At 67.6% G+C, this 23,777-nt stretch carries 23 protein-coding genes; 7 read left to right on the forward strand and 16 right to left on the reverse strand.

Going from position 1 to position 23,777, the window contains the following annotated elements; all coding sequences use genetic code 11:
* Window positions 1-28 precede the first annotated feature (28 nt).
* From VLK31_RS18605 to VLK31_RS18625, 5 genes are all read right to left on the reverse strand, one after another.
* A complete protein-coding gene (locus VLK31_RS18605) occupies window positions 29-601 on the reverse strand; it encodes a SiaB family protein kinase (protein WP_409169907.1) in 573 nt (190 codons plus the stop codon).
* A 22-nt stretch (window positions 602-623) separates the two neighbouring features.
* Window positions 624-1,868 (reverse strand): SpoIIE family protein phosphatase, encoded by a 1,245-nt coding sequence (locus tag VLK31_RS18610; RefSeq protein WP_409169908.1) that lies wholly within the window; start codon window positions 1,866-1,868, stop codon window positions 624-626.
* A 323-nt stretch (window positions 1,869-2,191) separates the two neighbouring features.
* Window positions 2,192-3,508, reverse strand: coding sequence for a sulfatase (locus VLK31_RS18615; protein WP_409169909.1), 1,317 nt, complete (start codon window positions 3,506-3,508; stop codon window positions 2,192-2,194).
* A 20-nt stretch (window positions 3,509-3,528) separates the two neighbouring features.
* Window positions 3,529-4,536, reverse strand: coding sequence for a Bug family tripartite tricarboxylate transporter substrate binding protein (locus VLK31_RS18620; protein WP_409169910.1), 1,008 nt, complete (start codon window positions 4,534-4,536; stop codon window positions 3,529-3,531).
* A gap of 154 nt (window positions 4,537-4,690) precedes the next feature.
* Window positions 4,691-5,722, reverse strand: a complete 1,032-nt coding sequence (locus VLK31_RS18625) for a Bug family tripartite tricarboxylate transporter substrate binding protein (protein WP_409169911.1) — start codon at window positions 5,720-5,722, stop codon at window positions 4,691-4,693.
* 125 nt (window positions 5,723-5,847) lie between these two features.
* Between VLK31_RS18625 and VLK31_RS18630 the strand changes: the two genes are divergently transcribed.
* Complete coding sequence (locus VLK31_RS18630) at window positions 5,848-6,786, forward strand: LysR substrate-binding domain-containing protein (RefSeq protein ID WP_409169912.1); 939 nt, start codon at window positions 5,848-5,850, stop codon at window positions 6,784-6,786.
* Window positions 6,787-6,813: 27 nt separating this feature from the next.
* Here the strand turns inward: VLK31_RS18630 and VLK31_RS18635 are convergent, their stop codons facing one another.
* Window positions 6,814-7,578 (reverse strand): hypothetical protein, encoded by a 765-nt coding sequence (locus VLK31_RS18635; protein ID WP_409169913.1) that lies wholly within the window; start codon window positions 7,576-7,578, stop codon window positions 6,814-6,816.
* Between the two features lie 148 nt (window positions 7,579-7,726).
* Here VLK31_RS18635 and VLK31_RS18640 point away from each other — a divergent pair, with 148 nt between their 5' ends.
* A complete protein-coding gene (locus VLK31_RS18640; protein ID WP_409169914.1) occupies window positions 7,727-8,260 on the forward strand; it encodes a hypothetical protein in 534 nt (177 codons plus the stop codon).
* A complete protein-coding gene (locus VLK31_RS18645; RefSeq protein WP_409169915.1) occupies window positions 8,260-9,453 on the forward strand; it encodes a DUF418 domain-containing protein in 1,194 nt (397 codons plus the stop codon). The genes VLK31_RS18640 and VLK31_RS18645 overlap by 1 nt, the downstream gene beginning before the upstream one ends.
* 62 nt (window positions 9,454-9,515) lie before the next feature.
* Here the strand turns inward: VLK31_RS18645 and VLK31_RS18650 are convergent, their stop codons facing one another.
* Window positions 9,516-10,136 (reverse strand): LysE/ArgO family amino acid transporter, encoded by a 621-nt coding sequence (locus tag VLK31_RS18650; protein WP_409169916.1) that lies wholly within the window; start codon window positions 10,134-10,136, stop codon window positions 9,516-9,518.
* A 106-nt stretch (window positions 10,137-10,242) separates the two neighbouring features.
* On the opposite strand from VLK31_RS18650, the gene VLK31_RS18655 reads away from it, so the two are divergent.
* The gene (locus VLK31_RS18655) at window positions 10,243-10,692 is read left to right on the forward strand and encodes an Lrp/AsnC family transcriptional regulator (RefSeq protein WP_409169917.1); all 450 of its coding nucleotides are present in this window, start codon (window positions 10,243-10,245) and stop codon (window positions 10,690-10,692) included.
* Between the two features lie 24 nt (window positions 10,693-10,716).
* Here the strand turns inward: VLK31_RS18655 and VLK31_RS18660 are convergent, their stop codons facing one another.
* Genes VLK31_RS18660 through VLK31_RS18675 form a run of 4 tightly spaced genes read right to left on the reverse strand, consistent with a single transcriptional unit; the run spans window position 10,717 to window position 15,567 of the window.
* Complete coding sequence (locus VLK31_RS18660) at window positions 10,717-11,136, reverse strand: YbaN family protein (protein WP_409169918.1); 420 nt, start codon at window positions 11,134-11,136, stop codon at window positions 10,717-10,719.
* 8 nt (window positions 11,137-11,144) lie between these two features.
* Window positions 11,145-12,239 carry a mechanosensitive ion channel family protein gene (locus VLK31_RS18665; RefSeq protein ID WP_409169919.1) on the reverse strand — a complete coding sequence of 365 codons (1,095 nt, stop codon included), beginning with the start codon at window positions 12,237-12,239 and terminating at the stop codon, window positions 11,145-11,147.
* Window positions 12,239-14,509 (reverse strand): FUSC family membrane protein, encoded by a 2,271-nt coding sequence (locus tag VLK31_RS18670; protein WP_409169920.1) that lies wholly within the window; start codon window positions 14,507-14,509, stop codon window positions 12,239-12,241. The genes VLK31_RS18665 and VLK31_RS18670 overlap by 1 nt, the downstream gene beginning before the upstream one ends.
* Window positions 14,509-15,567 carry an inositol monophosphatase family protein gene (locus VLK31_RS18675; protein WP_409169921.1) on the reverse strand — a complete coding sequence of 353 codons (1,059 nt, stop codon included), beginning with the start codon at window positions 15,565-15,567 and terminating at the stop codon, window positions 14,509-14,511. Before VLK31_RS18675 ends, VLK31_RS18670 begins: the two co-directional genes overlap by 1 nt.
* 118 nt (window positions 15,568-15,685) lie before the next feature.
* On the opposite strand from VLK31_RS18675, the gene VLK31_RS18680 reads away from it, so the two are divergent.
* Together VLK31_RS18680 and cysE are read left to right on the forward strand one after the other, a co-directional pair.
* On the forward strand, window positions 15,686-16,435 hold the full coding sequence (locus VLK31_RS18680) for an RNA methyltransferase (protein ID WP_409169922.1): 750 nt from the start codon (window positions 15,686-15,688) through the stop codon (window positions 16,433-16,435).
* Between the two features lie 97 nt (window positions 16,436-16,532).
* On the forward strand, window positions 16,533-17,303 hold the full coding sequence (cysE, locus tag VLK31_RS18685; RefSeq protein WP_409169923.1) for a serine O-acetyltransferase: 771 nt from the start codon (window positions 16,533-16,535) through the stop codon (window positions 17,301-17,303).
* A gap of 34 nt (window positions 17,304-17,337) precedes the next feature.
* On the opposite strand, the gene VLK31_RS18690 is transcribed toward cysE, so the two are convergent.
* The 5 genes from VLK31_RS18690 to cadR form a co-directional block, all read right to left on the reverse strand.
* The gene (locus tag VLK31_RS18690; RefSeq protein ID WP_409169924.1) at window positions 17,338-18,825 is read right to left on the reverse strand and encodes a PAS domain S-box protein; all 1,488 of its coding nucleotides are present in this window, start codon (window positions 18,823-18,825) and stop codon (window positions 17,338-17,340) included.
* 105 nt (window positions 18,826-18,930) lie between these two features.
* Complete coding sequence (locus tag VLK31_RS18695) at window positions 18,931-19,914, reverse strand: hypothetical protein (protein ID WP_409169925.1); 984 nt, start codon at window positions 19,912-19,914, stop codon at window positions 18,931-18,933.
* 58 nt (window positions 19,915-19,972) lie between these two features.
* Window positions 19,973-20,221: a CsbD family protein gene (locus VLK31_RS18700; RefSeq protein WP_409169926.1), complete on the reverse strand. Its 249-nt coding sequence runs from the start codon at window positions 20,219-20,221 to the stop codon at window positions 19,973-19,975.
* 52 nt (window positions 20,222-20,273) lie between these two features.
* Window positions 20,274-20,450 (reverse strand): CsbD family protein, encoded by a 177-nt coding sequence (locus VLK31_RS18705; RefSeq protein WP_409169927.1) that lies wholly within the window; start codon window positions 20,448-20,450, stop codon window positions 20,274-20,276.
* 176 nt (window positions 20,451-20,626) lie between these two features.
* Window positions 20,627-21,097 (reverse strand): Cd(II)/Pb(II)-responsive transcriptional regulator, encoded by a 471-nt coding sequence (gene cadR / locus VLK31_RS18710; protein ID WP_409169928.1) that lies wholly within the window; start codon window positions 21,095-21,097, stop codon window positions 20,627-20,629.
* 69 nt (window positions 21,098-21,166) lie between these two features.
* Between cadR and VLK31_RS18715 the strand changes: the two genes are divergently transcribed.
* Window positions 21,167-23,503 carry a heavy metal translocating P-type ATPase gene (locus VLK31_RS18715; RefSeq protein ID WP_409169929.1) on the forward strand — a complete coding sequence of 779 codons (2,337 nt, stop codon included), beginning with the start codon at window positions 21,167-21,169 and terminating at the stop codon, window positions 23,501-23,503.
* Window positions 23,504-23,777: the final 274 nt, after the last annotated feature.

A 23,777-nucleotide genomic window follows, 5' to 3' on the forward strand; every position in this document is an offset into this window, starting at 1 on the left:
TCTCGATTCGTTGCCGGGCATGCGCGCTTTAGATCGCGGCCTTCAGGTAGAACACCGGGGCGCCGCCGGCGCTGTCGGCAGCGTCGAAGTCGAACTCCAGCGGCTCGCGGGCGTCGCGGGCCACCGTGAGAAGGCCCATGCCCGCGCCCTTGCTGCCCTGGGGCGTTTCTTCGCGCAGCGTCTGGCGGTAAGCCTGCTTGATTTCTTCCAGCGTCATGCTGCGCAGCCCTTCCAGCTTCAGGCGAAGCGCGTCGGCAATGTCGGGCTCCACCGGGTTGGCGCACAGCAGCAAAAAGCCGCCGTCGCTCTCGCGGCGGATGCACACCGCGCCGTGGCGCAGCTCACCGCTGTCGCGGCTCGCCGCTGTGAGCGTGTCGGCCGAGTAATGAATGATGTTCTGCGCCATCTCCACGAACGACGAGAACAGCCTGCGCCGCGTGGGCCCGGCCACGCCCGCCACCTCGAGCTGCAGCTTCACCGCGTCGGACATGGCGGCCACGATGTGCTGCGAGAAATAGCCCACGTAATAGAAGATCACCTGGTGCTGGCGCGCCAGGTTGAAGAACGACCCGTACTTGTCGGCAATCTGGGGAATGGGCATGGGTGGGGTCCCGTGGCGGGTTTCAGGTGCGAAAGCAGAAGAACGTGAGGTCGTCGCGGCGGTGGTGCTCCCCCTGCCAGGCCTGCAGCGCGTCGAGCACCGCCCGGTTGACTTGCGCGGGCGTGCACTCGCGCTGCGCGAGCAGCAGTTCGCGCACGCGCCGCTTGCCCAATGCAATGGCACGCGGGCCGCCCACCTGGTCGATCAGCCCGTCGGTGCTGACGAACACCAGGCTGCCCGCGGGCAGGCGCAGCTCCTGGTTGGTCCAGCTGAAGTCGAACTCGCTGTCCATGTAGCCCACGCCCTTGCGCTGCCCCTCGACCAGCTCCACGGTATCGGCACCGGGGCGCAGCACGAACAGCGACAGCCGCGCGCCCGCAAACACCAGCCGGCCCTGCGCGGGCTCGAACCAGAAGCAGGCGGCGTCCATGCCGTCGTCGGAGCCGGGCGTGGCGCCGCGCCCGTCGGTCTGCCCATCCATTTGTCCCAGCATCTGCTTGATGCTGCGATTGACGTTGCCCAGCAGCCGCGCGGGGTCGCGCGCGCCGTGCTGCTCTATGGCCTGGTTCAGGCTGCTGGAGGCAATCAGCGTCATGAACGCGCCGGGCACGCCGTGCCCGGTGCAGTCGGCCACGGTGGCAAACCAGCCGTCCGCCTCGGTGCTGAACTGGTAGAAGTCGCCCCCCACCACGTCGCGCGGCTGCCAGACCAGGTGGGCCTCGGGGCAGGCGCGCGCCAGTGCGTCGAGCGAGCTGCGCAGGGTCGAGCGCTGGATCACGCTGGCGTACTCGATGCTGTGCATGATTTCGCGGTTGCGCGAGACCTGCAGGTCCGCCACCACGCGCATGAGCTGCAGGCCGTTGCCCACGCCCGCGAACGCGCCTTCGCGCGTGACGATGAAGCCGTCCGACAAGGCCTTCTCGCCGTGCGCCACCGTCTTGAACGTGAGCGTTTCCAGGTCGAGCGCCGCATCGACCACCAGCGGGTCTTTGTCCATGAAGGCGATGCAGCTCTTGCGCCCGTACAGCTCCACGCGAAAGGGCTGGCTCATCTGCGACAGGAAGATGTTGCGGTTGATCAGCCCGATCGGCCGGTGGGCCTCCAGCACAGGCAGGCTGACAAGCTCGCGGTGGCGGTTGAAGACCTCCATCACCTTCTCGTTCGTGTCGTCGGTCGTCATGCACGGCACCGCGGTGCACAGATCGGCCGCGCACGGCTGGCGAAAGCGAGGCCGAAAGTCGCTCAGGTACTCGGAGGTTTCGGGCATGGGAGGGCAGGCGGCTGCGGCATAAGTGTGTACTTATGTTATGTTTTTAACATTTCGTATCTATGACAGAGCTGGCGCTGACCGCTTCGTTTTGTCGGACTTGTCGCAGTCTGGTTGGGACAAGTCCAACAAATCGAAAATAAGAAATTTGCCGCATCGCAGGCGCCCATTCCTTTGCTGCCGATGTAAAAAGCGTCGCCCACGCCGCGACGCAACATGGCCGAGGTAGGCAGAGAAAGCGACGGCGGGCGCAAGGCGGCGATGAGCAGCCCGGGCGCATTGCGTGCCCGCGCTGCACGGCGCTTTTTCAGCGCCGCATTGCCTCACCGCTGCGGCATATCCTTCACCGAATACCCCAGGCTCACAGTCGCATCCTCCGGAATCGCCGGCATGGTCGCGTTCCACGCCGCCCAATTCGCCCGCATCTCAGCCAGCCGTTCCGGCTCCTTCTTCGCCAGGTTCGCGCGCTCCCGCTCATCGGCGGGAATGTTGAACAGGTATTCGTTCCCGTCCACCTTCAGGTACTTCCAGTCGCCGTCGCGCAGGGCTTCCTGGCCGCGGTGGTTCATGCGCCAGTGCAGCGGGCGGCGAAAGCTCTTCGTCGCATCCTTCAGCACCGGCATGAGAGAAACGCCGTCCAGCGGATAGCCAGGGTCGGCCTGCACACCGGCCGCGTCGAGCATGGTGGCCGACCAGTCCATGGTCATGCACAGCTGCGTGCTCTCGCCGCCCTTGCCGATCACGGCTGGCCAGTGCGCGATCCATGGCACGCGGATGCCGCCTTCGGTCAAGTCCATCTTGCCGCCCACCAGCGGCCAGTTGTCCGAGAAGCGCTCGCCGCCGTTGTCGCTGGTGAACACCACCAGCGTGTTGTCGGCCATGCCGTGCTTGCGCAGCGCGGCCATGATCCAGCCGATGCCTTCGTCCATGTGATGAATCATGCGGCGGTACACATGAATGTTGCCGCCCGCCAGGTCGAACAGGTTGTCCTTGATGGTGGGCGCCTTCTCGGCGTCGTCGCGGGTCTCCCAGGGCCAATGCGGAGCGGTGTAGTGCAGGCTCAGGAAGAACGGGTTCTCCTGCTTAGCCATGCGTTCCACATAGTCCACCGCGCGCTTGGAGAGGATGTCGGTGAGGTAGCCGTCTTCTTTCTTGTCTTCCTCGCCGAACCACAGGTCGTGGCGGCCGGTGGAGTCGCAATGCGTGAAGTAGTCGACGCCGCCCGACATGGGCCCGAAGAATTCGTCGTACCCGGAGCGCAGCGGCCCGAAGGTGGGCGGGTAGCCCAGGTGCCATTTGCCGATGAGCGCGGTCTGGTAGCCGCTGGCCTTCAGCAACGAAGGCAAGGTGGGGTGGTCGGTCGGCAGGCCCAGCGTGGTGCTGCCGCGGCTCTTGCTGTTGATGGGCTCTTCGGCCGCGCCGCGCAGGCGGTACTGGTAGCGCGCGGTGATCATGCCGAATCGCGTGGGCGAGCACACGGGCGAGTTGGCATAGCCCTGCGTGAGCTTCAGCCCGTTGGCCGCCAGGCCGTCGAGCACCGGCGACACGGGCCCGAAGGCGGCGTCGCGCCCGCCGTAGCAGCCCAGGTCGGCATAGCCGAGGTCGTCGGCCACGATGAAGATGATGTTGGGTCGGGTCATGTCTCTGGGCTCTGGCGTGTTCAGGGTTGGTAGCCGGACTTCTGCACCACCGGCGCCCACTGCGCGCGGTAGGCCTTCAGCATGGCCGCGGTCTGCGCGGTGGTGCTCACCACCGGGGTCATGCCGGAGTCCTTGAACTTGCGTTGGGTGTCGGGGTCTTGCATGACTTCGCGGATGGCGGTGGCCAGCATCTCGACCTTGGCCTTGGGCATGCTGTTGGGCGCGAAGAAGGTGTTCCAGCCGGTGGCGGACAGGTCGAGGCCGGCTTCCTTGAAGGTGGGAATATTGGGCGCAAACGGCGAGCGCTTGGCGCCCGACAGCGCCAGCACGCGCAGCTTGCCCGCGGCATGCTGCGGCAGCACCACGTCCTCGGTGTCCACGGCAATGGGCACCTGCCCGCCGATGAGGTCGTTCAGCAGCGGCGCGGAGCCGCGGTAGCCGATGATCTGCGTCTGCACCTTGGCCTTCTCGCCCACCATCAGGCCGAAGAAGTGCGGCAGGCTGCCGGTGGCGGGCACGCCCACGTTGGCCTGCGCGGGGTTGGCGCGCATCCAGGCCAGCAGGTGGCTCAGTTCGCGCACGGGCAGGGTGGGGGACACCGACAGCGCAAAGTCGTAGTCGTTCACATGCGACACGGGCACGAAGTCGCGCTCGGCGTCGTAGTTGTTGTCCTTGAATACCAGCGGCGCCACCACCATCACGGCGGGGTTGGCGAGCATCAGCACGTTCTGGTTGGCGGGCGTGATCTTCACCTGCTGCGCCGCCAGTCGGCCGCCCGCGCCGGGCTTGTTGTCGACCACCACGGCCACGCCCAGCTTGGCGCCCAGCTTGTCGCCCACGATGCGCGCCACCCGGTCGGTGGCACCGCCGGGTGCATAGCCCACCACCAGGTGCAGGGGGCTGTCGAGCTTGGCCTGTGTGGTGGCCTGTGCGGCTGCCTGGGTGGCGAAAGCCGCCACGGCACCAGCAACACCAGCAATGGCCAGCAAGCCCACGAGGCGGCGAGAAATGGAGGGGGTCGGCAGCATGATGGGCAGTTCCTTGTCGTCGGTCGGGTGTTGGCCGGTGAGTGTGACCGCGAGGCTCGCGGTTGCCGACGATTCTGTAGACCGGGCATTCGATTGATCAAATCAACCATTGCCCTGATTCAGCCGGTATTAACCCGAAGGCATTAGCGCGCGCTCAATCGACCTTCATGCCTGTTGCTTTCACGATGCGGCCGTAGCGTGCCTGGCTCGCGGCCAGGTGTTCGCTGGCCGCACTGCCGGTTTCCGCCAGCGCCACCATGTCGAGCGAGGCCAGGCGCGACTTGATCTCCGGCAGGGCCATGGCTTTTTGCAGCGACTGGCGCAGCGTCTGCATCACGGGCTCGGGCGTGGCGGCCGGCACCATGGCGATGTAGAGCACCTCAAACTCCAGGCCCTTCAGTCCCAGCTCGCCCACGGTGGGCACCTCGGGCAGCAGCGGCGAGCGCTGCTTGCCGGTGACGGCCAGCGCGCGCAGCTTGCCCGCCTGCACTTGGGGCAGCAGCCCTGGCGTGGCCAGAATGCCGGCCTGCACCTCGTTGCCCATCAGCGCCAGCACGGCCGGCGCGTTGCCCTTGTAGGGCACATGGGTGATTTTGGCGCCGGTCTCGGTGGCAAAGATCTCCGCGGCAATGTGGCCGGGGCTGCCGTTGCCGGCCGAGCTGAAGGTCACGGGCTCTGCCTTGGCCTGCGTGATGAACTCGGGCAGCGTCTTCGCCTTCACGCCGGAAGCCACGCCAAAGCTCAGGCCGGAAGAGCTGAAGATCATCAGCGGCTTCAGGTCTTTGGCGGCGAAGGGCATCGACGCGTACAGGTGCGGGTTGATGGTGAAGGTGCTGTCGATGCCCAGCAGCACGGTGTAGCCGTCGGCCGCGCTCTTGGCGACCAGGTCGGCGCCGATGTTGCCGCCCGCGCCGGGGCGGTTGTCGACGATGAAGGGCTGCTTCAGGTCCTTTTGCAGCGCGTCGGCCAGCGCGCGGCCCAAGATGTCGATGGGACCGCCGGCGGGGAAGTTGGTGAGGAACTTCACGGCCTTGGTCGGGTAGGCCGGGGAGGCTGGGGTGGGCGCATCGGCCGCGACGGCCACGTTCGCCAAGGACAGCGCGGCGCAGGTGGCGCAAGTGGCGAGGGCGCCCAGTGCAAGGCGGCGTCGCGTGCCGCCGAAGGCGTTCAGAAAAGCGGGGGTCATGTGTCTCTCTTTGTGCGTTGTTGCAGCAACTCTAGAAGGGTGGCGCGGCGGGCACAACTGAAAGCTCTTCCGCCAGGTATTCCCTCTCGTTATATTTGAAAGATGCCCCGCCCTACGGAAACCCCATGTCAGCCATGAACTTTGCGCGCCTGAAGCTGCGCCATCTGCAGTGCCTGGTGATGGTCGCGCAAGAGCGCAACCTGGTGCGCGCGGCCAAGGCGCTGTCGCTCACGCAGCCGGCGGTGTCCAAGACGGTGGCGGAGCTCGAAGAAATCGTCGGCCGGCAACTGCTGCTGCGCCGGCGCCGCGGCGTGGAGCTCACGCCCGCGGCCGAGGTGCTGGTGCGCCATGCCGTCTCTGCATTGCGCGGCCTGCGCGAAGGCCTGGGCCTGGCGATGGACCAGCCCGAGGCCGACCAGCTGCGCGTGGCCGTGGGCGCGCTGCCCAACATGGCGGGCGAGCTGCTGCCCGAAGCCGTCGCACTGCTGCACGCAGCCCACCCGTCGCTGCGCGTGCGCGTGGTGAGCGGCACCAACGCGCAACTGATGACGCAGCTGCGTCAGGGCGAAATCGACCTGGTGCTGGGCCGGCTCGCGCAGGCCTCGGCCATGGCCGACCTGGCCTTCGAGCATCTGTACAGCGAGCCCTTGCGGCTGGTGGTGCGCCCGGGCCATCCGCTGGCGTCGCGGCGCAAGCCCACGCTGGACGCACTGGCTGCCTACCCGCTGGTGTTGCCGGTGTCGGGCACGCTGATCCGGCACACGGCGGACGCGTTTCTCATTGCGCAAGGCATGGCGTTGCCCAACCGTGTGGTGGAGGCGACCGACACCAGCTTCGTGGTCGGCCTGCTGCAGCGTTCGGAGGCCGTGTGGTTCGCACCGCAGGGCGCGGTGGAAGGGCTGCTTGCGCGCGGCGAGCTGAAGCGTGTGGCCATCGACACCGCGAGCACCGAAGGCCCGGTGGGCCTCACGGTGCGGCGCACGGCGGAGGCGGGCGAGCTGGGCGAGGGTGCACGGCTGCTGATCGAGGAGATTCGCGGCATCGTGGGCCGGCGCAAGGGCTGACGAGCCTTACGCTGTCCGCGGCGGGCCTCAGTTGGCGATGCGCGGGTTCGGGTACTCGCAGCCCACTTCCACGCGCCCCTTGAGCGTGCCGGCCACCGTCCATGCGCCCTTGCCTGCTTCGCGTGCCATGCCCCGGCCGTCGACGCCGCGCAGGCGCAGCTGTTTCGCCACTGCGTCCAGGTCGGTGCTGTCGGTCACGGCGTGCACCGAATAGTTGCCCAGCTCGTGGCTGCCGAAGCGCACGTCCTGCACCGTGAAACCCGCCACGGTGATCGGCTTGGGCAGGTGCCACACCTCGGACATGAAACCGCTGAGCGCGGGGCTCTTCGTCCAGCCTGGGAGCGTGCCTGCTTCCAGCCTGTCGGCGTAGGCCGGAATGCCCGCTGCCGAGCCCTTGCATTCGATGAGTGCCTGCAACGCCGGCGGCGCATCGGTGCGGGCCGGCGGCGCCGCATGGCTCTTCTGCGAGAACAGCACCAGCAGCGAGATGGCCACCACTGGCACCGACCAGTACTGCATCGGAACCCAGAAGAACTTGTGCCGCTTGTAGATCAGCACCGTCTCGTGGGTCTTGGGGTCGATCAGCTCGCGCGGTGGCTTGCTGTTGAGCTTGCTGCCGATGAACCAGTTGGCGGCCGCGCCCGCCAGAATGCCGAACCCGATGGCCGTCGTCAGCCACTCGCCGTGCCCGATGACGCCGAGCAATTTCTCCAGCACCAGCGTGACCGCCATGGAGGTGATGAACACGATGGGCACCACCAGAAACCCGAGACCCGACCAGACAAAAATCATTTGCTTCTCCCTCTTGCCGCGGCTGCGGCTTTTTTCTGAAGGGCAGGAGTATCGGTGATCGAAGTGCGCCCTGCGTGCGATTAGAGTTCCCGGTTGCCTCATCGCTTTTGGCTCAGCGCGCTGGCCAAGTTAACCGTTAACAAAAGACATGCAAGACATCGACAAGCTCATCGACGCGCTGACCCGCAGCGTTCCCCAGTTCGACCCCCAGCCGCTGCGCGCGCAAGCGCCCCAGGGCACCGGCCAGCTCGACGTGCTGCAGTGGCTTGCGGACCACCTCGAACAGCAAGGCCTGGTGGTCTACGAAGAGTGGAAGGAATACTTCGGCGGCGTGCCCGCGCTGCGCTCGCTGGCCGATGTGGACCTGTCGGCCTACAACGCGGGCTTTGTGATCGACCTCATGCAGCACATCGACTGGTCGCAGGCCAGCGTCGACCCTTCCATGCTGCAGTACGAGCTGCCGTTTCTGGAGCACATCAACTCGGCGCTCAAGCCCCACGGCCTGCGGCTGGTCGACCTGCTGCCCTTCGAGAACGCCTACATCTTCTGCGTGAAGGACGACGACGCCGCACTCAGCGCGCTCGACCAGTGCCTGAAGGCCTTCGACATGCGCATCAACCCGCGCGAGGCACTGGACGACCAGGGCGCGCGCGCCCACATCGACGCACTGCTGGCCGGCTGATGAGCACACCTGCCCCGCAGCGCCAGTCGCTCGTCGACGCGTTGCGCGGCTTTGCGCTGCTGGGCATTCTGGTGGTCAACATCGCCACCTTTTCATCGACCTACTACGGCGCGGGCGTGCCCGACCCGATGGCGCTGTCTGTGGTGGAGCGCGGTGCGTCGTTCGTGCGCACCTTCGTGTTCGAGACCAAGTTCTACCTGCTGTTCTCGTTCCTGTTCGGCTACAGCTTCATGCTGCAGATGCAGGCCGCGCAACGCGACGGCAAGCGGTTTGCGCCGCGCATGGCGCGCAGGCTGCTGGCGCTGTGGGTGCTCGGCCTGCTGCACGGCGTGCTGCTGTACCACGGGGACATTCTGACCACCTACGCCGTGATCGGCCTGGCGCTGTTGATGCTGCGCCGGTGCCGCGATGTGTGGCTGCTGCGCCTGGCCGTGGGGCTGGTGCTGACCACTGCGTTGCTGTGGGCCGGCATCGGTTACCTGCTGGTGGCGAACGGCATTGCATCGGACACGCGCGGCGCCTATGCCGAGGCAGCCCGCGCGCTGGCGGCCTACCGCGCAACGCCGGCCACGGTGATCGCGCAGCACGTGCGCGAGCTCATGCAGATCTGGTGGATCACGGGGCTGGTGCAGGCACCGACCGCGCTGGCCATGTTCTTCGCGGGCTTCGTCGCCGGGCGGCGCGGGTTGCTGGAAGACGCCAGTGCCGGCGCGCACCGCGCGTTCTTCAGGCGGGTGTGCGTGTGGGGGCTGGTCATCGGGCTGCCCGGCGCGGCGGTCTATGCGTGGCCGTCGGTGCGGTTGGACAGCACCATCCGCGAGATCTACGGCCTTTCCGCAACTTTGTTGACTGGGCCGTTCCTGGCCGCCGCCTATGGGGCAGGGCTGGTGCTGCTGATGCAAACGCCGCGCGGCCGTGGCGTCGAAGCCTGGCTGGCACCGGCGGGGCGCATGGCGCTGTCGAACTACCTGGGGCAGTCGCTGGTGTGCGCGTGGCTCTTTCTGGCCTACGGGCTGCGGTGGATCGGCACGGTCGGCCCGCTCGCGGCCACGGCGATTGCGTTCGCGATCTTCGCGTGCCAGCTGGTGCTGAGCCGCTGGTGGATGCGCCGCTTTGTCTACGGGCCGGTCGAGTGGCTGCTGCGCGCGGTGACCAACCTGGCGCTGCCGCCGATGCGACGCGGCGGCCCATAGCGGACCCGAGCCGGAGCCTGCGCAGTCAGCGCCGCGCGCAACTTCACGGCCCGGTCAGCGCATCAGCGCATCAGCAAGCTCGTGATCTGCCAAGCCGCAAAGGCCAGCAGCACCACGCCCGACAGCCGGTTGATGAAGCGCATGGCACCGGCCCCCAGCTTGTGCCGCACCGACCCCACCGCCGTCGACAGCCCGAGCCACCACAGCGCGGAGCCCAGGAACACGCCGAGCACCATCGTGGCCGCGGCACCGGCACTGCCCACATGCGTGGTCGCGATGGACGCGAACACCGCAATGAACGACAGGATGGTCATCGGGTTGGCCAGCGTCAGCACAAACACCGACAGCATCGCCTTCAGCGGCGTGGCGGCGTCCTGCGCCGGTCGGGCCGCGGTAGCGACGGGGGCGCGCAACAACTGCACGCCCATCCACGCAAGAAAGGCCGCGCCACCGAGCGCCAGCGGCACGCGCGCGGCCACCATCGTCGAGATGACCGCAGACACGCCCAGCGCGCCGATGGCGCCATAGAACGCATCGGCCAGCGCGGCGCCCAGGCCGCTGAAAAATCCGATGGCGCGGCCATGCGCCAGCGTGCGCTGGATGCACAGCAGACCGATGGGGCCGACCGGTGCGGCAATGGAAAGGCCAATCACCAGGGCCTTGAGAAAGAGTGCGAAGTCCATGGCTGAATTGTCTGGCGCCGCTTCATTGGAGAGAATGGGCAAGCACAGGCGGAACACGGTGTTTGCCTGAAATTCAAAGCCTGCAAGGCACTCTCACCTGAAATTCATGGAAATCGACAGCAAGAACTGGCAGATTCTGGGCGTGCTTCAGGCCGACGCACGCACCTCGTTGACGGCGCTGTCGAAGGAGGTCGGCCTGTCGGTGCCTTCCACCTCGGAGCGCGTGAAGCGGCTCGAAGAGGCCGGCGTGCTTGCCGGTTACCGCGCGGTGGTGCCGCCGCGCCAGGTCGGCTACACCGTGACCGCGCTGGTCGGCATCACCACCGCGCAGCCCGACAAGGCACGCCTGCTGAAGCTGCTCAAGGGCAAGAGCGAGGTGCTCGAATGCCTGCACGTGACGGGGCAGGACTCTTACGTGCTGAAGGTGATTGCGCGCGACATCGAGCACCTGGAAGCCTTCGTGAGCAGCATCAACCACCTGGGCGAAACGCGCACGTCGATCGTCATGTCGGTGCCGATTGAAGCGCGCGCGGTGTCGGCGCCGGACGGGGCTTAGGCCCTTGGGCCAGCCCTGCCGCTTTCAGGTGGAAGCCGGCACAGGCCGCGACCACAGCCACGCCAGCACCGTCGCCATGCAGGCGATGGCCAGCACCGCGAGCCATGCGCGGTGCGCCGTGAAAGACACGATCACCGCGCACGCCGCCATCGTGACCGTTGCGCTCCACTTGGCGCGGCGGCTCACGGTGCGGCCGTTGGCCCAGTTGTGCAGCAGCGGGCCGAACAGGCGGTGGCGCAGCAACCAGCCGTGCAGCCGCGGAGAGCTGCGCGCGGCGGCCCAGGCGGCCAAGAGGATGAACACGGTGGTCGGCATGCCGGGCACCACCACGCCGATCAGGCCGAGCAGCAGGCACAGCAGTGCAAAGCCGTAGAGCAACGCGCGCGTGAAAGCGGAATGCCGCGCGGGTCGGCTTTCCGTTTCAGGCGCGGGCGGCGGCTTCAAGGCTTGGGTCAGGCCGAGGCCTGCTGCGGGCCGGCCATCGGCCTGGGTTGCTCACGCTCCTGCGCGCCGTCGCTCTCGATGCGCATCTTCGGCAGAAATTGCGGGTACTCGCGTTGCATGAAGTCGATCAGCCCTTCGCGCACGCTGCAGCGCAGATCGAAGGCCAGGGCAGATGTGGCGGCGGTGCACAGCACGCGGACCTGCATGGTGCGTTCGGTGGCGTCGGTCACTCGCAGGTTGAAAAAGCGCCCGTCCCACTCGGGCGCGGCCTTCACGATGCGCTCCACCTCTTCGCGCAGCGGCGCCAGCGGCATGCCGTAGTCGGCGTAGATGAACACCGCGCCCAGCAGTTGCGACGAATGCCGGGTCCAGTTCTGGAACGGCTTCTCGATGAAGTAGGTCAGCGGCAATATCAGCCGGCGCTCGTCCCAGATCTTGATGACCACGAAGGTGCCGGTAATTTCTTCCACGCGGCCCCATTCGCCCTCGACCACCAGCACGTCGTCGATGCGAATGGGCTGAGCCAGCGCAATCTGCAGGCCGGCAATGAGGTTGCTGAACACCGGCTTGGCCGCCAGGCCTGCCACGATGCCGATGACACCCGCCGATGCCAGCAGGCTCGCACCCACCTGGCGTGCGCCCGGAAAGGTCATGAGCATCATGGCGCCGCCGGCCACCAGCACCACTGTGGCGGCGGTGCGCGCCAGCACGCGGGTCTGCGTGAGCACGCGGCGCGCCTGCAGGTTGTCGGACACGTCGGAGGGGTTCTGCGCCAGCACGCCGTCGGCAAAACCGCTGATGGCCTTCACCGCCAGCCAGGTGGTCGACGCAATGAGCAGCAGCCCGGTAACGTGGCGCACGTTGCCGATGAAGCGCAGGTCGTCGGGCGCGCCCTGCCACACCACGTTGAGCGCCAGCAGCGGCAGCACGAAGCGCGCAGCGGCGTTGCAGTTGACCACCATCGTGTGGATGGTCGGGGCCGGGCGGGTGATTCGCCTCAACACCATGCCACCGATGCGGTGCGCGAGAAGAGAAAGGGGAACTGCGATCAGGGCGGCAACCCATGTGCCGAACCAGGGGTGGGCAAGTATCTCTTTGGTCATCAGGCGGTGGTCGTCTTTGCTTGTTCGGTTGTCTCGTTCAGAGGTTGAAGAATGCGCGCCGCGTCGTCGCGCAGCTGCGTGGCAAGTGCCGTGGCCTGGTCGAGCCGGCGCAGCAGCCAGGGGCTGATGTCGTTGTCGAACGGGTCGGGAAGGGGAATCGGGCCACCGACCGTGGTCGAGCCCGTGCTCTCGGGGTGAGAGGGCCCGGTGGTGGGCAGAGTTCCAATGGCGGCTTCGATTCGTTGCGACGTGCGGCTGATGGGCCCCACCACGTCGGCCGGCGTGAGGCGGTCGCGCCGCAGCACGAGCATCGACTTCACCGCGCTCAGTTGCGCCAGCAGCTGGTAGCTGTGGGCCTGCAGGTGTTCCAGCGGCTCCAGCGGCGGCTGCACCGCGCGCGGTTCGGACAGCGAACGCTGCGTGGCCTGCACCAGCGCGGAGAGGCTGTCGTAGGCCTCGCGGCGCGCCAGGCGCCATTCGAGCTCGGGGCTGCTGTCCACGGCCTGCAACTGACCCAGGCCCAGCGCCAGGCGTGCATGGCGCGCCTGCGCGGTGAGCACGCGCGCCACCAGTGCCGGCAGTTGCGTGCGCTCCCACGAGGGCAGCACGTAGCAGAAGCCCCAGGCCAGCGTGGCGCCGATGAGCGTGTCGGCAATGCGCTCGAACAGCGCGAAGATGGGCGCCACGCCCACGTTCAGCATGTGCGCCTGCACCAGGCCCAGCACGGTGGCGGCCACCGCGGTGATGAGGTAGCGGCGCACCGCGAAGCTGTGCGCAATGGCCTGTGCAACGGTCACGATCACCAGCAGCGCCAGCGCCGACGGATGGCCCGAGAGCAACCCCACCGCCAGCACACAGCCCAGCAGCGTGCCGGCCACGCGCGCGTTGCGCCGCTCCAGCGTTTGCGACAGGCTGCCGCGCAGCACCACCACGATGGTCAGCAGGATCCAGTAGTCGTGCGAGCCCCAGGGCATCGACACCGCGATGCCGTAGCCCGCGGCAATGGCCAGCGCGGCGCGAATGGCGTGGCGCAGCGGCGGCTGGTCCCAGCGCCAGAGCGTGAAGAAGGGGCGAAACGACCAGTCGGTCGGGCTCACGAACATCTGCCAGTTGGCGCGCACCACGGCCAGGTTGGGCTCCACGTCGCCACGCGCCATGGCCGACAGGCGCAGCACCTCGTCGTTGATGTGGCCGATGCGGCTGGCCAGGCCGCGCGCGAGCATGGCGGCTGTAGGGCCCACGTGGCCGCTGTTGCCTAGGTTGCCGCCGCCCGTGCGCATGTTGGCGCTGTCGTCGGCCGTCACATGAATGGCCGCGAGCCGCGGTCGGCGGTCGGGCACGGCCGGGGGGTGGCGGCGCATCAGCAAGGCGTCGGCCAGCGCAATGGTTTCGTCGGACAGCTCCTCGAGCACGGTGCGCATCTCGATCAGCGCCTCGGCATGCGCCGGGTGGGCGCGCAGGGTGTCGAGGTCGAGCTCGCTGGCCAGCAACTGGTCGCGCATTTCGAGCACGATCACCAGCATCGCGGCCAGGCGCTGGCGCCGCGGTGTGCGGGGCGACTCCAGCACGATGTCGCGCGTGGCCTGCAACTGATCGGCCAGCGCGGCCTGTTCACGCAGCAACTGGCCCAGCAGGGGAGCAGGGGTGTCGCGCACGTCGCGGGTTTCGTCCTGCGGCAAAAACTGGCCGGCCTCGGTGCGCATCAGCGCGGCCAGCGAATACAGCACGTCGGCCACCGACTGCGTGCGAAAGCGCCCGTTCAGCACCAGGTTGGCCAGCGTGGCCCACACCACGTACAGGCCCGCGCCCAGGCCAAAGTGCCAGGTGCGCTCCAGCGCGTCGGCCAGGTCGCGCGGCGTTTGCGTGGCCATGGAAAAGATCATCGAGAACATCACCGCAATGGCGATGGGGATGCCCCGCTTGCCCCAGGCCATGGCCAGAAACGCCATGAAGGTGGCGGGCACCAGCAGCAGCCCGAGGCGGATGGGCGCCGTGTGCAGCATCTGCACCGCAAAGAACAGCGGCAGCCCGATGAGCGGTGCCGGCAGCATCTGCAGAAACTTGCCGCGGCGCGGGCCGGGCAGGTCGGGCGGCGCGGTAACGATCACGCCGGTGGCGGCGGCGGAGGCCGCCAGCGTGCCCAGCCAGAGGTGCATGCCGCCCGAGATGAACAGCAGCCCCAGCGCCACGGTGAGCCCGCTCGCAACGTAGTGGCTCAGTGCGATGCGCAGAGCGGCACGAAACCGTGCCGCGGCGTGGGGCCCCAGCATCACTTGGCGGAAGCGTCGCCCTCGAAGGGGCCACCGGCGGTGGGCGCGTCGCGACGGATGCGGGTGAGCTTGCGCGGCGCGGGGGGTGCGACAGGTGCGGCCGGGGCCGCGCCGTCGGCCGGTGCATCGGCAAAGTCGACCACGGTGCTGCGGGCGTACAGGTCGACCGACGCGTCTTCGGGGTTGGCCTTGGTCGAGGCGGACACGGCGCGCACGCGGTCGCTGGCGCGCAGCTTGTCGTCCACGTTCGCAAACTTGGAGTACTTGGCCAGCAACGGCACCAGCTGGCCGTAGATGCGCGGTGCACCGGCCAGGCATTCGCGCTGTTCCAGAAAGTCGGGCTCGCCCGTGAAGTTGCCCATCAGGCCGCCGGCCTCGGTCACCAGCAGCGAACCCGCGGCCACGTCCCAGGGGTTCAGGCCGGTCTCGAAGAAGCCGTCGGTGAAGCCGGCTGCCACATAGGCCAGGTCGAGCGCGGCGGCCCCGGGGCGGCGCAGGCCGGCCATGCGGGGCATCATGTCCGCCATGATGGCCAGGTACTGCTTGAAGTTGTCACCGGTGCGGAACGGGAAGCCGGTGGAAATGAGGCACTCGCTGAGCTTCACGCGCTTGGACACGCGGATGCGCCGCTCGTTCATGTAGGCGCCGCGGCCCTTGGTGGCGGTGAACAGGTCGTTGCGCGACGGGTCGTACACCACAGCCTGCTCGACCTTGCCGCGCACGGCCAGCGCAATGGACACGCAGTACACGGGGAAGCCGTGAATGAAATTGGTGGTGCCGTCCAGCGGATCGATGATCCAGACGTAATCGGAGTCTTTGGCACCGTGTTCGGTGCCCGATTCTTCGGCCAGGATGCCGTGCCCCGGGTATGCGCCAAGCAGCGTTTCGATGATCACCTTCTCGCTGGCGTGATCGACTTCGGTAACGAAGTCGTTGACCTGCTTCTGGGAGATGCGCACGGCCTCGACGTCGAGGGCAGCGCGGTTGATGATCGCGCCGGCGGCGCGTGCGGCCTTGACGGCCACATTGAGCATGGGATGCAGGTTGGGGGACGACATTGGATTGTGAGAAGAACGAAGATGGGGCTGGCGCCCCCTTTATGGGCAGCCCGGCGATGCGGGCGGCGAGAATCGACGGATTTTACCGGGTCCGCCCGTTCGTGTCTCCCCAATCCCCATGCGCACCCGCTTCATCCTGATTCAGACCAGCCATGCCGGCAACGTGGGCGCCGCCGCCCGCGCCATGAAAACCATGGGTTTCGACGACCTCGTGCTGGTGGCGCCGCGCTGGGCCAATGTGCTGCGGCGCGAGGAAACCATTCAGCGCGCCAGCGGCGCACTCGACGTGCTCACCAACGCCCGCATCGTCGAGACGCTGGACGAAGCCCTCGACGGCATCACCCACCTGTGCGCCACGGCCATGATTTCGCGCGACTTCGGCCCGCCCACGCGCACCCCACGCGAGCACCTGGAGCCGCTGGGCAAGCAGGGCGACCAGCACGTCGCCTTTCTGTTCGGCTCCGAGCGTTTTGGCATGCGAAACGAAGACGTCTACCGCTGCAACGTGGCGCTCACCATTCCGACCGACCCGAAATTCGGCTCGCTGAACCTGGGCGCGGCCATTCAGGTGGTGGCCTACGAATGGCGCCTGGCGCTGGGCGGCTACGGGGTGCGCGAGGCCATTGCACCGGTGCAGGCGGCCGACGCGCAGGCGGTGGCCGGCATGCTCGACCACTGGGAGCGCTCGCTGGTGGAGGTCGGCTTTCTGGACCCTGATGCGCCCAAGAAGCTCATGCCGCGGCTGCAGCAGCTCTTCAACCGGGCCCAACCCACGCCGGAAGAAATTCACATCCTGCGCGGCATCGCCAAGGCCATGAGCGACGCCACGCGGCCACCACGCGGCGGCTCCGGCACCGAAGGCGCCTGAGGCACTGAACGCTTCTTAAACCCCCATTGCGTGTACGCAATGGCAGCGGGTTATAGACTGCGCGCCCCCTATCGATATAACGAAAACAAAGGCAGCGATGTTCTCTCGCCTGCGCGCCGACATCCGGTGCATCCTCGAACGCGACCCGGCCGCCCGCAGCGCCTGGGAGGTGCTCACGCTCTACCCCGGCCTGCATGCCGTGGTGCTGCATCGCTGGGCCCACGCGTGCTGGAACCATGGCTTCAAGTGGTCGGCCCGTTTCATTGCGCACTGCGCGCGCGGGCTCACGGGCATCGAGATTCACCCGGCCGCCAAGATCGGCCAGCAGGTGTTCTTCGACCATGCCATGGGCGTGGTGGTGGGCGAGACCGCCGAGATTGGCGACGGCTGCACCATCTACCAGGGCGTGACGCTGGGCGGCACGTCGCTCTACAAGGGCGCCAAGCGCCACCCGACGCTGGGCCGCAACGTGGTGGTGAGCGCCGGGGCCAAGGTGCTGGGCGGGTTTTTGGTGGGCGACGGGGCCAAGATCGGCAGCAACGCGGTGGTCATCAAGCCGGTGCCGGCGGGCGCGACGGCGGTGGGCATTCCCGCGCGAATCATCCTGTCCAAGACAGGCGAAAGCGCCGACGTGGCGGCGCCGCAGAAGTTCACCGCCTACGGCATCACGCAGGAGGACGATCCGCTGAGCCAGGCGATGCGCGGGCTGATCGACAACGCGTCGAGCCAGGAGCACCAGATTGCGCTGCTGTGGCAAGCCATCGAGAAGCTGTCGGCGCAGCCGGGCACCAAGGACTGCGTGCCGTGCGACGCGGCGCGCGACGAGAGCTTCGAGGCGGAAAAGCTCACGCAGCTCGTGGGCAAATAGAGCCCATGTAGACCCAGGCCCCAGGCCTGCGCGGTCAGTCCGCCTGCGAGGCCCCGCGCCCCACAAAGTAGCCGTGGTCGCGTGCCCACAGCACCACCGCGCCGCGGCTGTGCACGTCGAGCTTGGCGTACACCGCCGCCACATGCTTGCGCACCGTGCTCAGCGCCATGCCCAGGTGCCTGGCGATGTCCTTGTCGGCCCGGCCTTCGCACAGCGCGTCGAACACGTCGCGCTCGCGCCGGGTCAGGTCGTTCAGGTGGGCGGTGCGGCCCGGTTCGTTGTGCCGCTTCACGTTGGCCAGCTTCTCTATCAGCGACTTGCTGAACCACGAGGCGTCTTTCATCACTGTCTCGATGGCGCTCACCAGCTCCAGCTCGGAGCGCTTGCGGTCGCTGATGTCCAGCCAGGCCATCAGCACGCAGACTTGGGAGTTGATGGTCACGGTCTCGGCGGACACCAAGCAGTCGATGGGCTCGCCCTCTTTGCGCCCCACGCGAAACTCCGCCGCCCGCACGCTGCCGCTTTGCGCCAGCTGGGCCGCAATGGCCTGGCGCGCATCGCCCAGCCAGATGCCGGCCGTGTCCGCACTGCGCGCGACCACGTCTTCGGGCGCATAGCCGGTGACCGCGGTGAACGCCTCGTTGATGTCGAGCAGCGTCAGGTCTTCCGCCGCCAGCACCGCGCTGGGCACGGGCAGCATGCGAAACGCCTTCTGAAACCGTTCCTCGCTCTGGCGCAGCGTGCTCTCCGCCTTGCGGCGCGGCTCCAGGTCCATGAAGGTGAAGAGCATGCAAGCCTCTTCGCCGATGTCGATCGGCTGGCCCGCCACCACCACCGGCTTGTGGCCGCCGTCGGGCAGGCGCAGTTCGGCCTCCATCTGGGGAATGGTGCCGCCTTCGCCCAGGCGCTCCACGGCCAGGTCGCGCTTGTCGGCGCTCTCGAAAACGTCGAGCTGGTACACAGAGCGGCCGATGACCTGTTCGCGCACATAGCCCGTCATTTCCAGAAAGCCCTGGTTGACCTTGATGTAGCGCTGGTCGCTCAGCCGGCAAATGACCGCGGGCGCCGGGTTGGCATTGAAGGTTTTCTCGAAGCGGTTCTCCGCGCTGGCCCACTCGCTGGCGTCATGCAGGATGAGCGCCAGGCAGTCGGGCTCGCCGTCGCTGTTGGTCAGCACCAGGCTGCGCACGCGGTGCACCCAGTTCACTGTTTCGTCGTGCGCCGGAAACACCTCGACGATGACGTCGCTGAAGCACTCGCCGGCAATCACGCGCTCGATGGGGTACTGGCCTTCCAGCAACGGATGGTTGTTGCGGTAGCGCAGGCGAAAGCGCTCGCGGTACTGGGTGACGTCGCCGCCCAGTTCGGCCACGCTGACCACGCCGTGCATCTTCAGTGCGGCCTCGTTGGCCCACACGATGCGCTGGTCGGGCTCGACCAGCATCACGCCTTCAGTCAGCCCGGTGATGATCTGCTGCAGTTGCCGCCTGTCGGTCTGCGTGTGTAGAACGCGGTCGTTCATGTGTGTACATCCGAAACCGCGGAAAGCCCGCATGCGCGACATTAGAACCCGGAGAATCCGGAGAACCCGTCTGCGCGATGCGGTACTTTCAGCGGCAAGTGCTGGTCAGTCGAGGCTGCTGCGACGGCCCATGAAGCCCGCGCCGGCCGACACCAGCGCACCCAGCAGCAGCACGATCACGCCGGCCCATGCCGCATGGCTCACGCCCTTGGCTGCAGCGTCGCCGGCCTCGCGGGCCTTCTGCTCGGCCTGCTGCTTCAGCGCGTTGTACTTGGCCACCGCCTGGTTGAAGCTCTGCTCGTAGTTGTTGGCCACCTGCTCGGCTTCTGCATGGCTCTTGCCGGTGCGCGCGGCAATGATGTTGACCAGGGCTTCCTTGTCGGCTGCATCGATGCCGGGCTGTGCCTTCTGGCGCATGCGGTCGAAGAAGGCGGCCAGGTCGTCGGCCGAGGTCTGCGGCGTGGTGGCCGCGTCACCTGCGGTCGCCTTGCCGTCGGTGGCTGCGGCGCGGGCGTCGGCCTTCAGCTTGTCGGGGTCGAGCGCGGGCTTGCCGGTCTGGCGCAGCAGGGTTTCGAGCTGGGCGCGTGCGTCCGACAGGTCGAAGTCGATGCCGTTCTTCTGCAACTGGTCTTTCACGCCGGAGGCCAGCGCGGGGGCAGCCGCCGCCACGCCCTTGCCTGCCAGCGAGAGACCCGTGCTTGCCACGCCCGATGCCGCGCCGATCACGCCGCCGGCCAGCGACGAAATGGCATAGACCGTCACCAGCGTGGTCACCGCCCAGCACAGCACGCCGTGCAGGATGCCCTTGCCCGGCGCGGTGCGCCCGGCAAAGAAGGCGCCCACGGCCAGTGCGATCAGCGTGGACGCGCCGACCCACAGCCCGGTGCCCGTGCCAAAACCGGCCAGCGGGTTGCGATCGCCCAGCGCGTCGATGGCGCCCGAGCCCACGGCCGTGCCAAGCACGCCCAAAAACAGGTAGGTCGCGAGTGCCAGAAACAGCCCTGTGAAGACGGCGCCCCAGGAGACGCGAGACGGCCAATGGCGCGAGTGAAGCGGCACATCGGCCGCAACGAGGGTGGTGGTGTTCATGTTGTTGATTCCCTGAATGTTCTGCAAGCGAGTGAGGTGCGCGGGTTGGGCTGTGCGCTCAGCGCCGCGTCCACAGCGAGCCGGCGACAAAGCTCACGCACGCCACCACTGCCAACGTGGCGATGGGGCTGGTGCGCGCCGCGCTGCGCAACTGGGCCAGCACCTCGCCGTAGCCCTGCTGCGTGCGGCCCGCCACTTGCCGTGCCTTGCCTTCGATCTGCGTGCCGACGTTGCCGGTGGCGCTGCCCACGGCGTCCTGGATCTTTCCTGCAATGTTCTGCATTGCGCCTTCGGTTCGTTCGAACATTTTTCGGGTTCCTTGTTTCGGTGTGCTCAGTGGGGGAGGGTGCGGCGCGCGGTTACTTGTCGCCGTGTGCCTTGTCGGCCAGGTCCTTGGCGGCTTGCTGGGCCTTGCCCGCGACCTTTTCCGTGGCGCCTTCGGCCTCGAGCTTTTCGTTGCCCGTGACCTTGCCCAGCGCTTCCTTCACGGAGCCCTTGACCTGCTTGAGCGTGCCGTCGACGGTGTTCTTGTTCATGGCGAATTCCTTTCGAGAAATGCACAGGCGAAAGTGCCTGGTGAAAGGAATGTTAGGTTTGCACCGCGCTGCGAAACAGCTGCGTATGCACCAGATGGCCTGGTGCATTTGCTCCAGAAAATGGGGCGAATCAGGGGGCGATTTACCCCTGCGTAGGAGGCTGCGCCGCGCGTGCGTCAGGCGCCGCGCTTGGGCTGCGCATGCAGCGCGCCGTGCACATGGCCGGCATGCTGGCTGAAGCCTTCGGGCGTGAGCGCGGCGGTGTCCAGCTCTTGGAGAATGCCGCAGCTTTGCGCCGACTCCGGCCCGCCGCATTGCAGCCGCAAAGCCTTCAACTGCTTCTCCAGCGTCTTCAGTTCCGCGATGCGCGCGGCCACGTGGCCGATGTGGTCGTCCAGCAGCTGGTTGACCTGGCCGCAGTCTTCCTGAGGGGCGTCGCGAAACTTCAGCAGGCTGCGAATTTCGTCGAGCGTCATGTCCAGCGAGCGGCAGCGCCGGATGAAGCCCAGCCGCTGTGCGTGGTCTTCGTCGTAGATGCGGTAGTTGCCGTCGGTGCGCGCGGGCTCGGGCAGCAGTTGCTCGCGCTCGTAGTACCGGATGGTTTCGACCGGCGTGTTCGTGACCTTGGCCAGTTCTCCGATTTTCATGATGCGGCAAATGAAGGATGGAAAAGAGCGTTTGACTCTACACCTGCTTCAGGGTTTCCAATTGGCTTCATGACGAACGAGAACGCCTTGAAGCAGCCCGCCACACACGCTCCCCATGCGCCCCATGTGCATTCGCATGGTGAGGATCACGCGCACGACCACGCACCCAGTCCCGCAGCGCATGCCCATTCACATGCCGCTGACGCCTGTTGCGGCAGCAGCAGCGCACAAGGCCCGATCCCCCTCGCACCCGATGCCACCGACGTGCCCAAGGGCGCCTTGCTCTTTCGCATTCCCACCATGGACTGCGCCGTCGAAGAGTCGGAAATCCGCCGCGCGCTGGAGCCCGTTGCAGGCGTGAAGGCGCTGCGCTTTCGGCTCGGCGAGCGCACCATGGCCATCACCACCGACGACGGCGCACTGCCCGAAGCGCTGGCCGCCATTCGCAAGGCCGGATTCAAGCCCGAGCCGTTGAACGCCGCAGGCGGCCCCGCCTCCGGCACCCAGGCCGCCGCCGCGCCCGCGCAAATCGCGGGCATGAGTGTGGGGCTCGTGCGCCTCATCGCCGCGCTGGTGCTGGCCGTCGCGGCCGAGTCCATCTCCTTCATGGGCTTCGAGGGCAAGGCCTTCATGGCGGTGGAGATGGGGTTGGCGCTGGCCGCCATCGGCCTGGCGGGGCTGGACACCTACAAGAAGGGCTTTGCCGCGCTGGTGCGCGGGCGCCTGAACATCAACGCCCTGATGGCCGTGGCCGTCACCGGCGCCTTCGTCATCGGCCAGTGGCCCGAGGCCGCGATGGTGATGGCGCTGTACGCCATTGCAGAGCTCATCGAGGCCCGCGCCGTGGACCGCGCGCGCAACGCCATTCAGAGCCTGCTGGCGCTGGCGCCCGAGCAGGCCGAGGTGAAGCAGCCCGACGGCAGCTGGCTGGCCGTGATGGCCAACGCCGTTCCGCTGGACGCCGTGGCCCGCATCCGCCCCGGCGAGCGCGTGCCGCTCGACGGCATCGTCACCGCGGGCGCAAGCGCCATCGACCAGGCACCGGTCACCGGCGAGAGCATTCCGGTCGACAAGACCGTGGGCGACCAGGTGTTCGCCGGCACCATCAACCAGACCGCGGCGCTGGAGTTTCGCGTGACGGCCGTGGCGTCGAACACCACGCTCGCGCGCATCATCCACGCGGTCGAAGAGGCCCAGGGCTCGCGCGCGCCCACGCAGCGCTTCGTCGACCGCTTCGCGTCCATCTACACCCCCACCGTGTTCGTGCTGGCCTTGGCCGTGGCCGTGTTCACGCCGCTGTTCATGGACTGGACCTGGCTGCAGGCGCTCTACAAGGCGCTGGTGCTGCTGGTCATCGCGTGCCCGTGCGCGCTGGTCATTTCCACGCCCGTCACCGTGGTGAGCGCCCTGGCCTCGGCCGCGCGGCGCGGCATTCTCATCAAGGGCGGAACGTACCTTGAAGAGGCGCGCAAGCTCAAGGCGATTGCGCTCGACAAGACCGGCACCCTCACCGAAGGCAAGCCCAAGCTGGTGGCCTCGCTGCTGCTCGACACGTCGCACGACGAAGCCGCAGTGTTCGCCACCGCCGCGAGCATTGCGGGCCGCTCGGACCACCCGGTGTCCAAGGCCATCGCACAAGGGCTGCCGGGCCCGCGCGAGGAGGCAGGCGACTTCACCGCGCTGCCAGGCCGCGGCGTGCAGGCGACAGTGGCGGGCCAGGCCTATGTGCTCGGCAACCACCGCCTGATCGAAGAGCGCGGGCTGTGCACCCCGGCGCTCGAGGCCGAGCTGAAGACCCATGAAGAAGCCGGCCGCACCGTCACGCTGCTGGCCTCAAGCACGGCCGTGCTCGCGCTGTTCGCGGTGGCCGACACCATCAAGCCGTCGTCGAAGGCGGCGGTGGCCGAGTTGCTGGCGTTGGGCGTGGTGCCCGTCATGCTCACAGGCGACAACGTGGCCACCGCCAGGACCATCGGCGCGCATGCGGGCATCGAGGATGTGCGCGGCAACCTGTTGCCCGAAGAAAAGCTCGAAGCCATCAAGGCGATGCAGCAGCGCTACGGCGCTGCTGCGATGACCGGCGACGGCATCAACGACGCCCCGGCGCTTGCGCAGGCCGACATCGGTTTCGCGATGGGTGGTGCGGGCACGGACACGGCGATGGAGGCGGCCGATGTGGTCATCATGAACGACGACCTGCGCCGCATTCCCGAGACCATTCGGCTGTCGCGCCGTGCGCATGCGGTGCTGTGGCAGAACATCTCGTTGGCGCTGGGCATCAAGGTGGTCTTCTTCGTGCTCGCCGTGTTCGGCAGCGCGACCATGTGGATGGCTGTGTTCGCCGACATGGGGGCCAGCCTGCTGGTGGTGGCCAATGGGCTGCGGTTGATGCGGTCGTCCAAGTGAGCTCGGGGTCGGGTTGGTGAAGAACTGGGGCGACGCTCACGCCGACGGGGTGCTCCCCTCCGCGAATGTCCCCCGGGGCTTCGCCCCTCCTCCTTTATTTCGCTGCGGGGAGCACCCCATCGACGTGAGCGTGTTCAGAGCACTGGTTGATCAGCGAGCACCCAGAGCGTGCCCTGTGCACAGGGCGTCGGGTGCTCCACGCAGCGAAATAAAGGAGGAGCGAAGCGGGGGACATTCGCGGAGGGGAGTACCCGGCGGCCTGTGCACGCGCCCT

Source organism: Variovorax sp. H27-G14, from assembly GCF_046156345.1.
In the GTDB taxonomy this organism is placed as follows: domain Bacteria; phylum Pseudomonadota; class Gammaproteobacteria; order Burkholderiales; family Burkholderiaceae_C; genus Variovorax.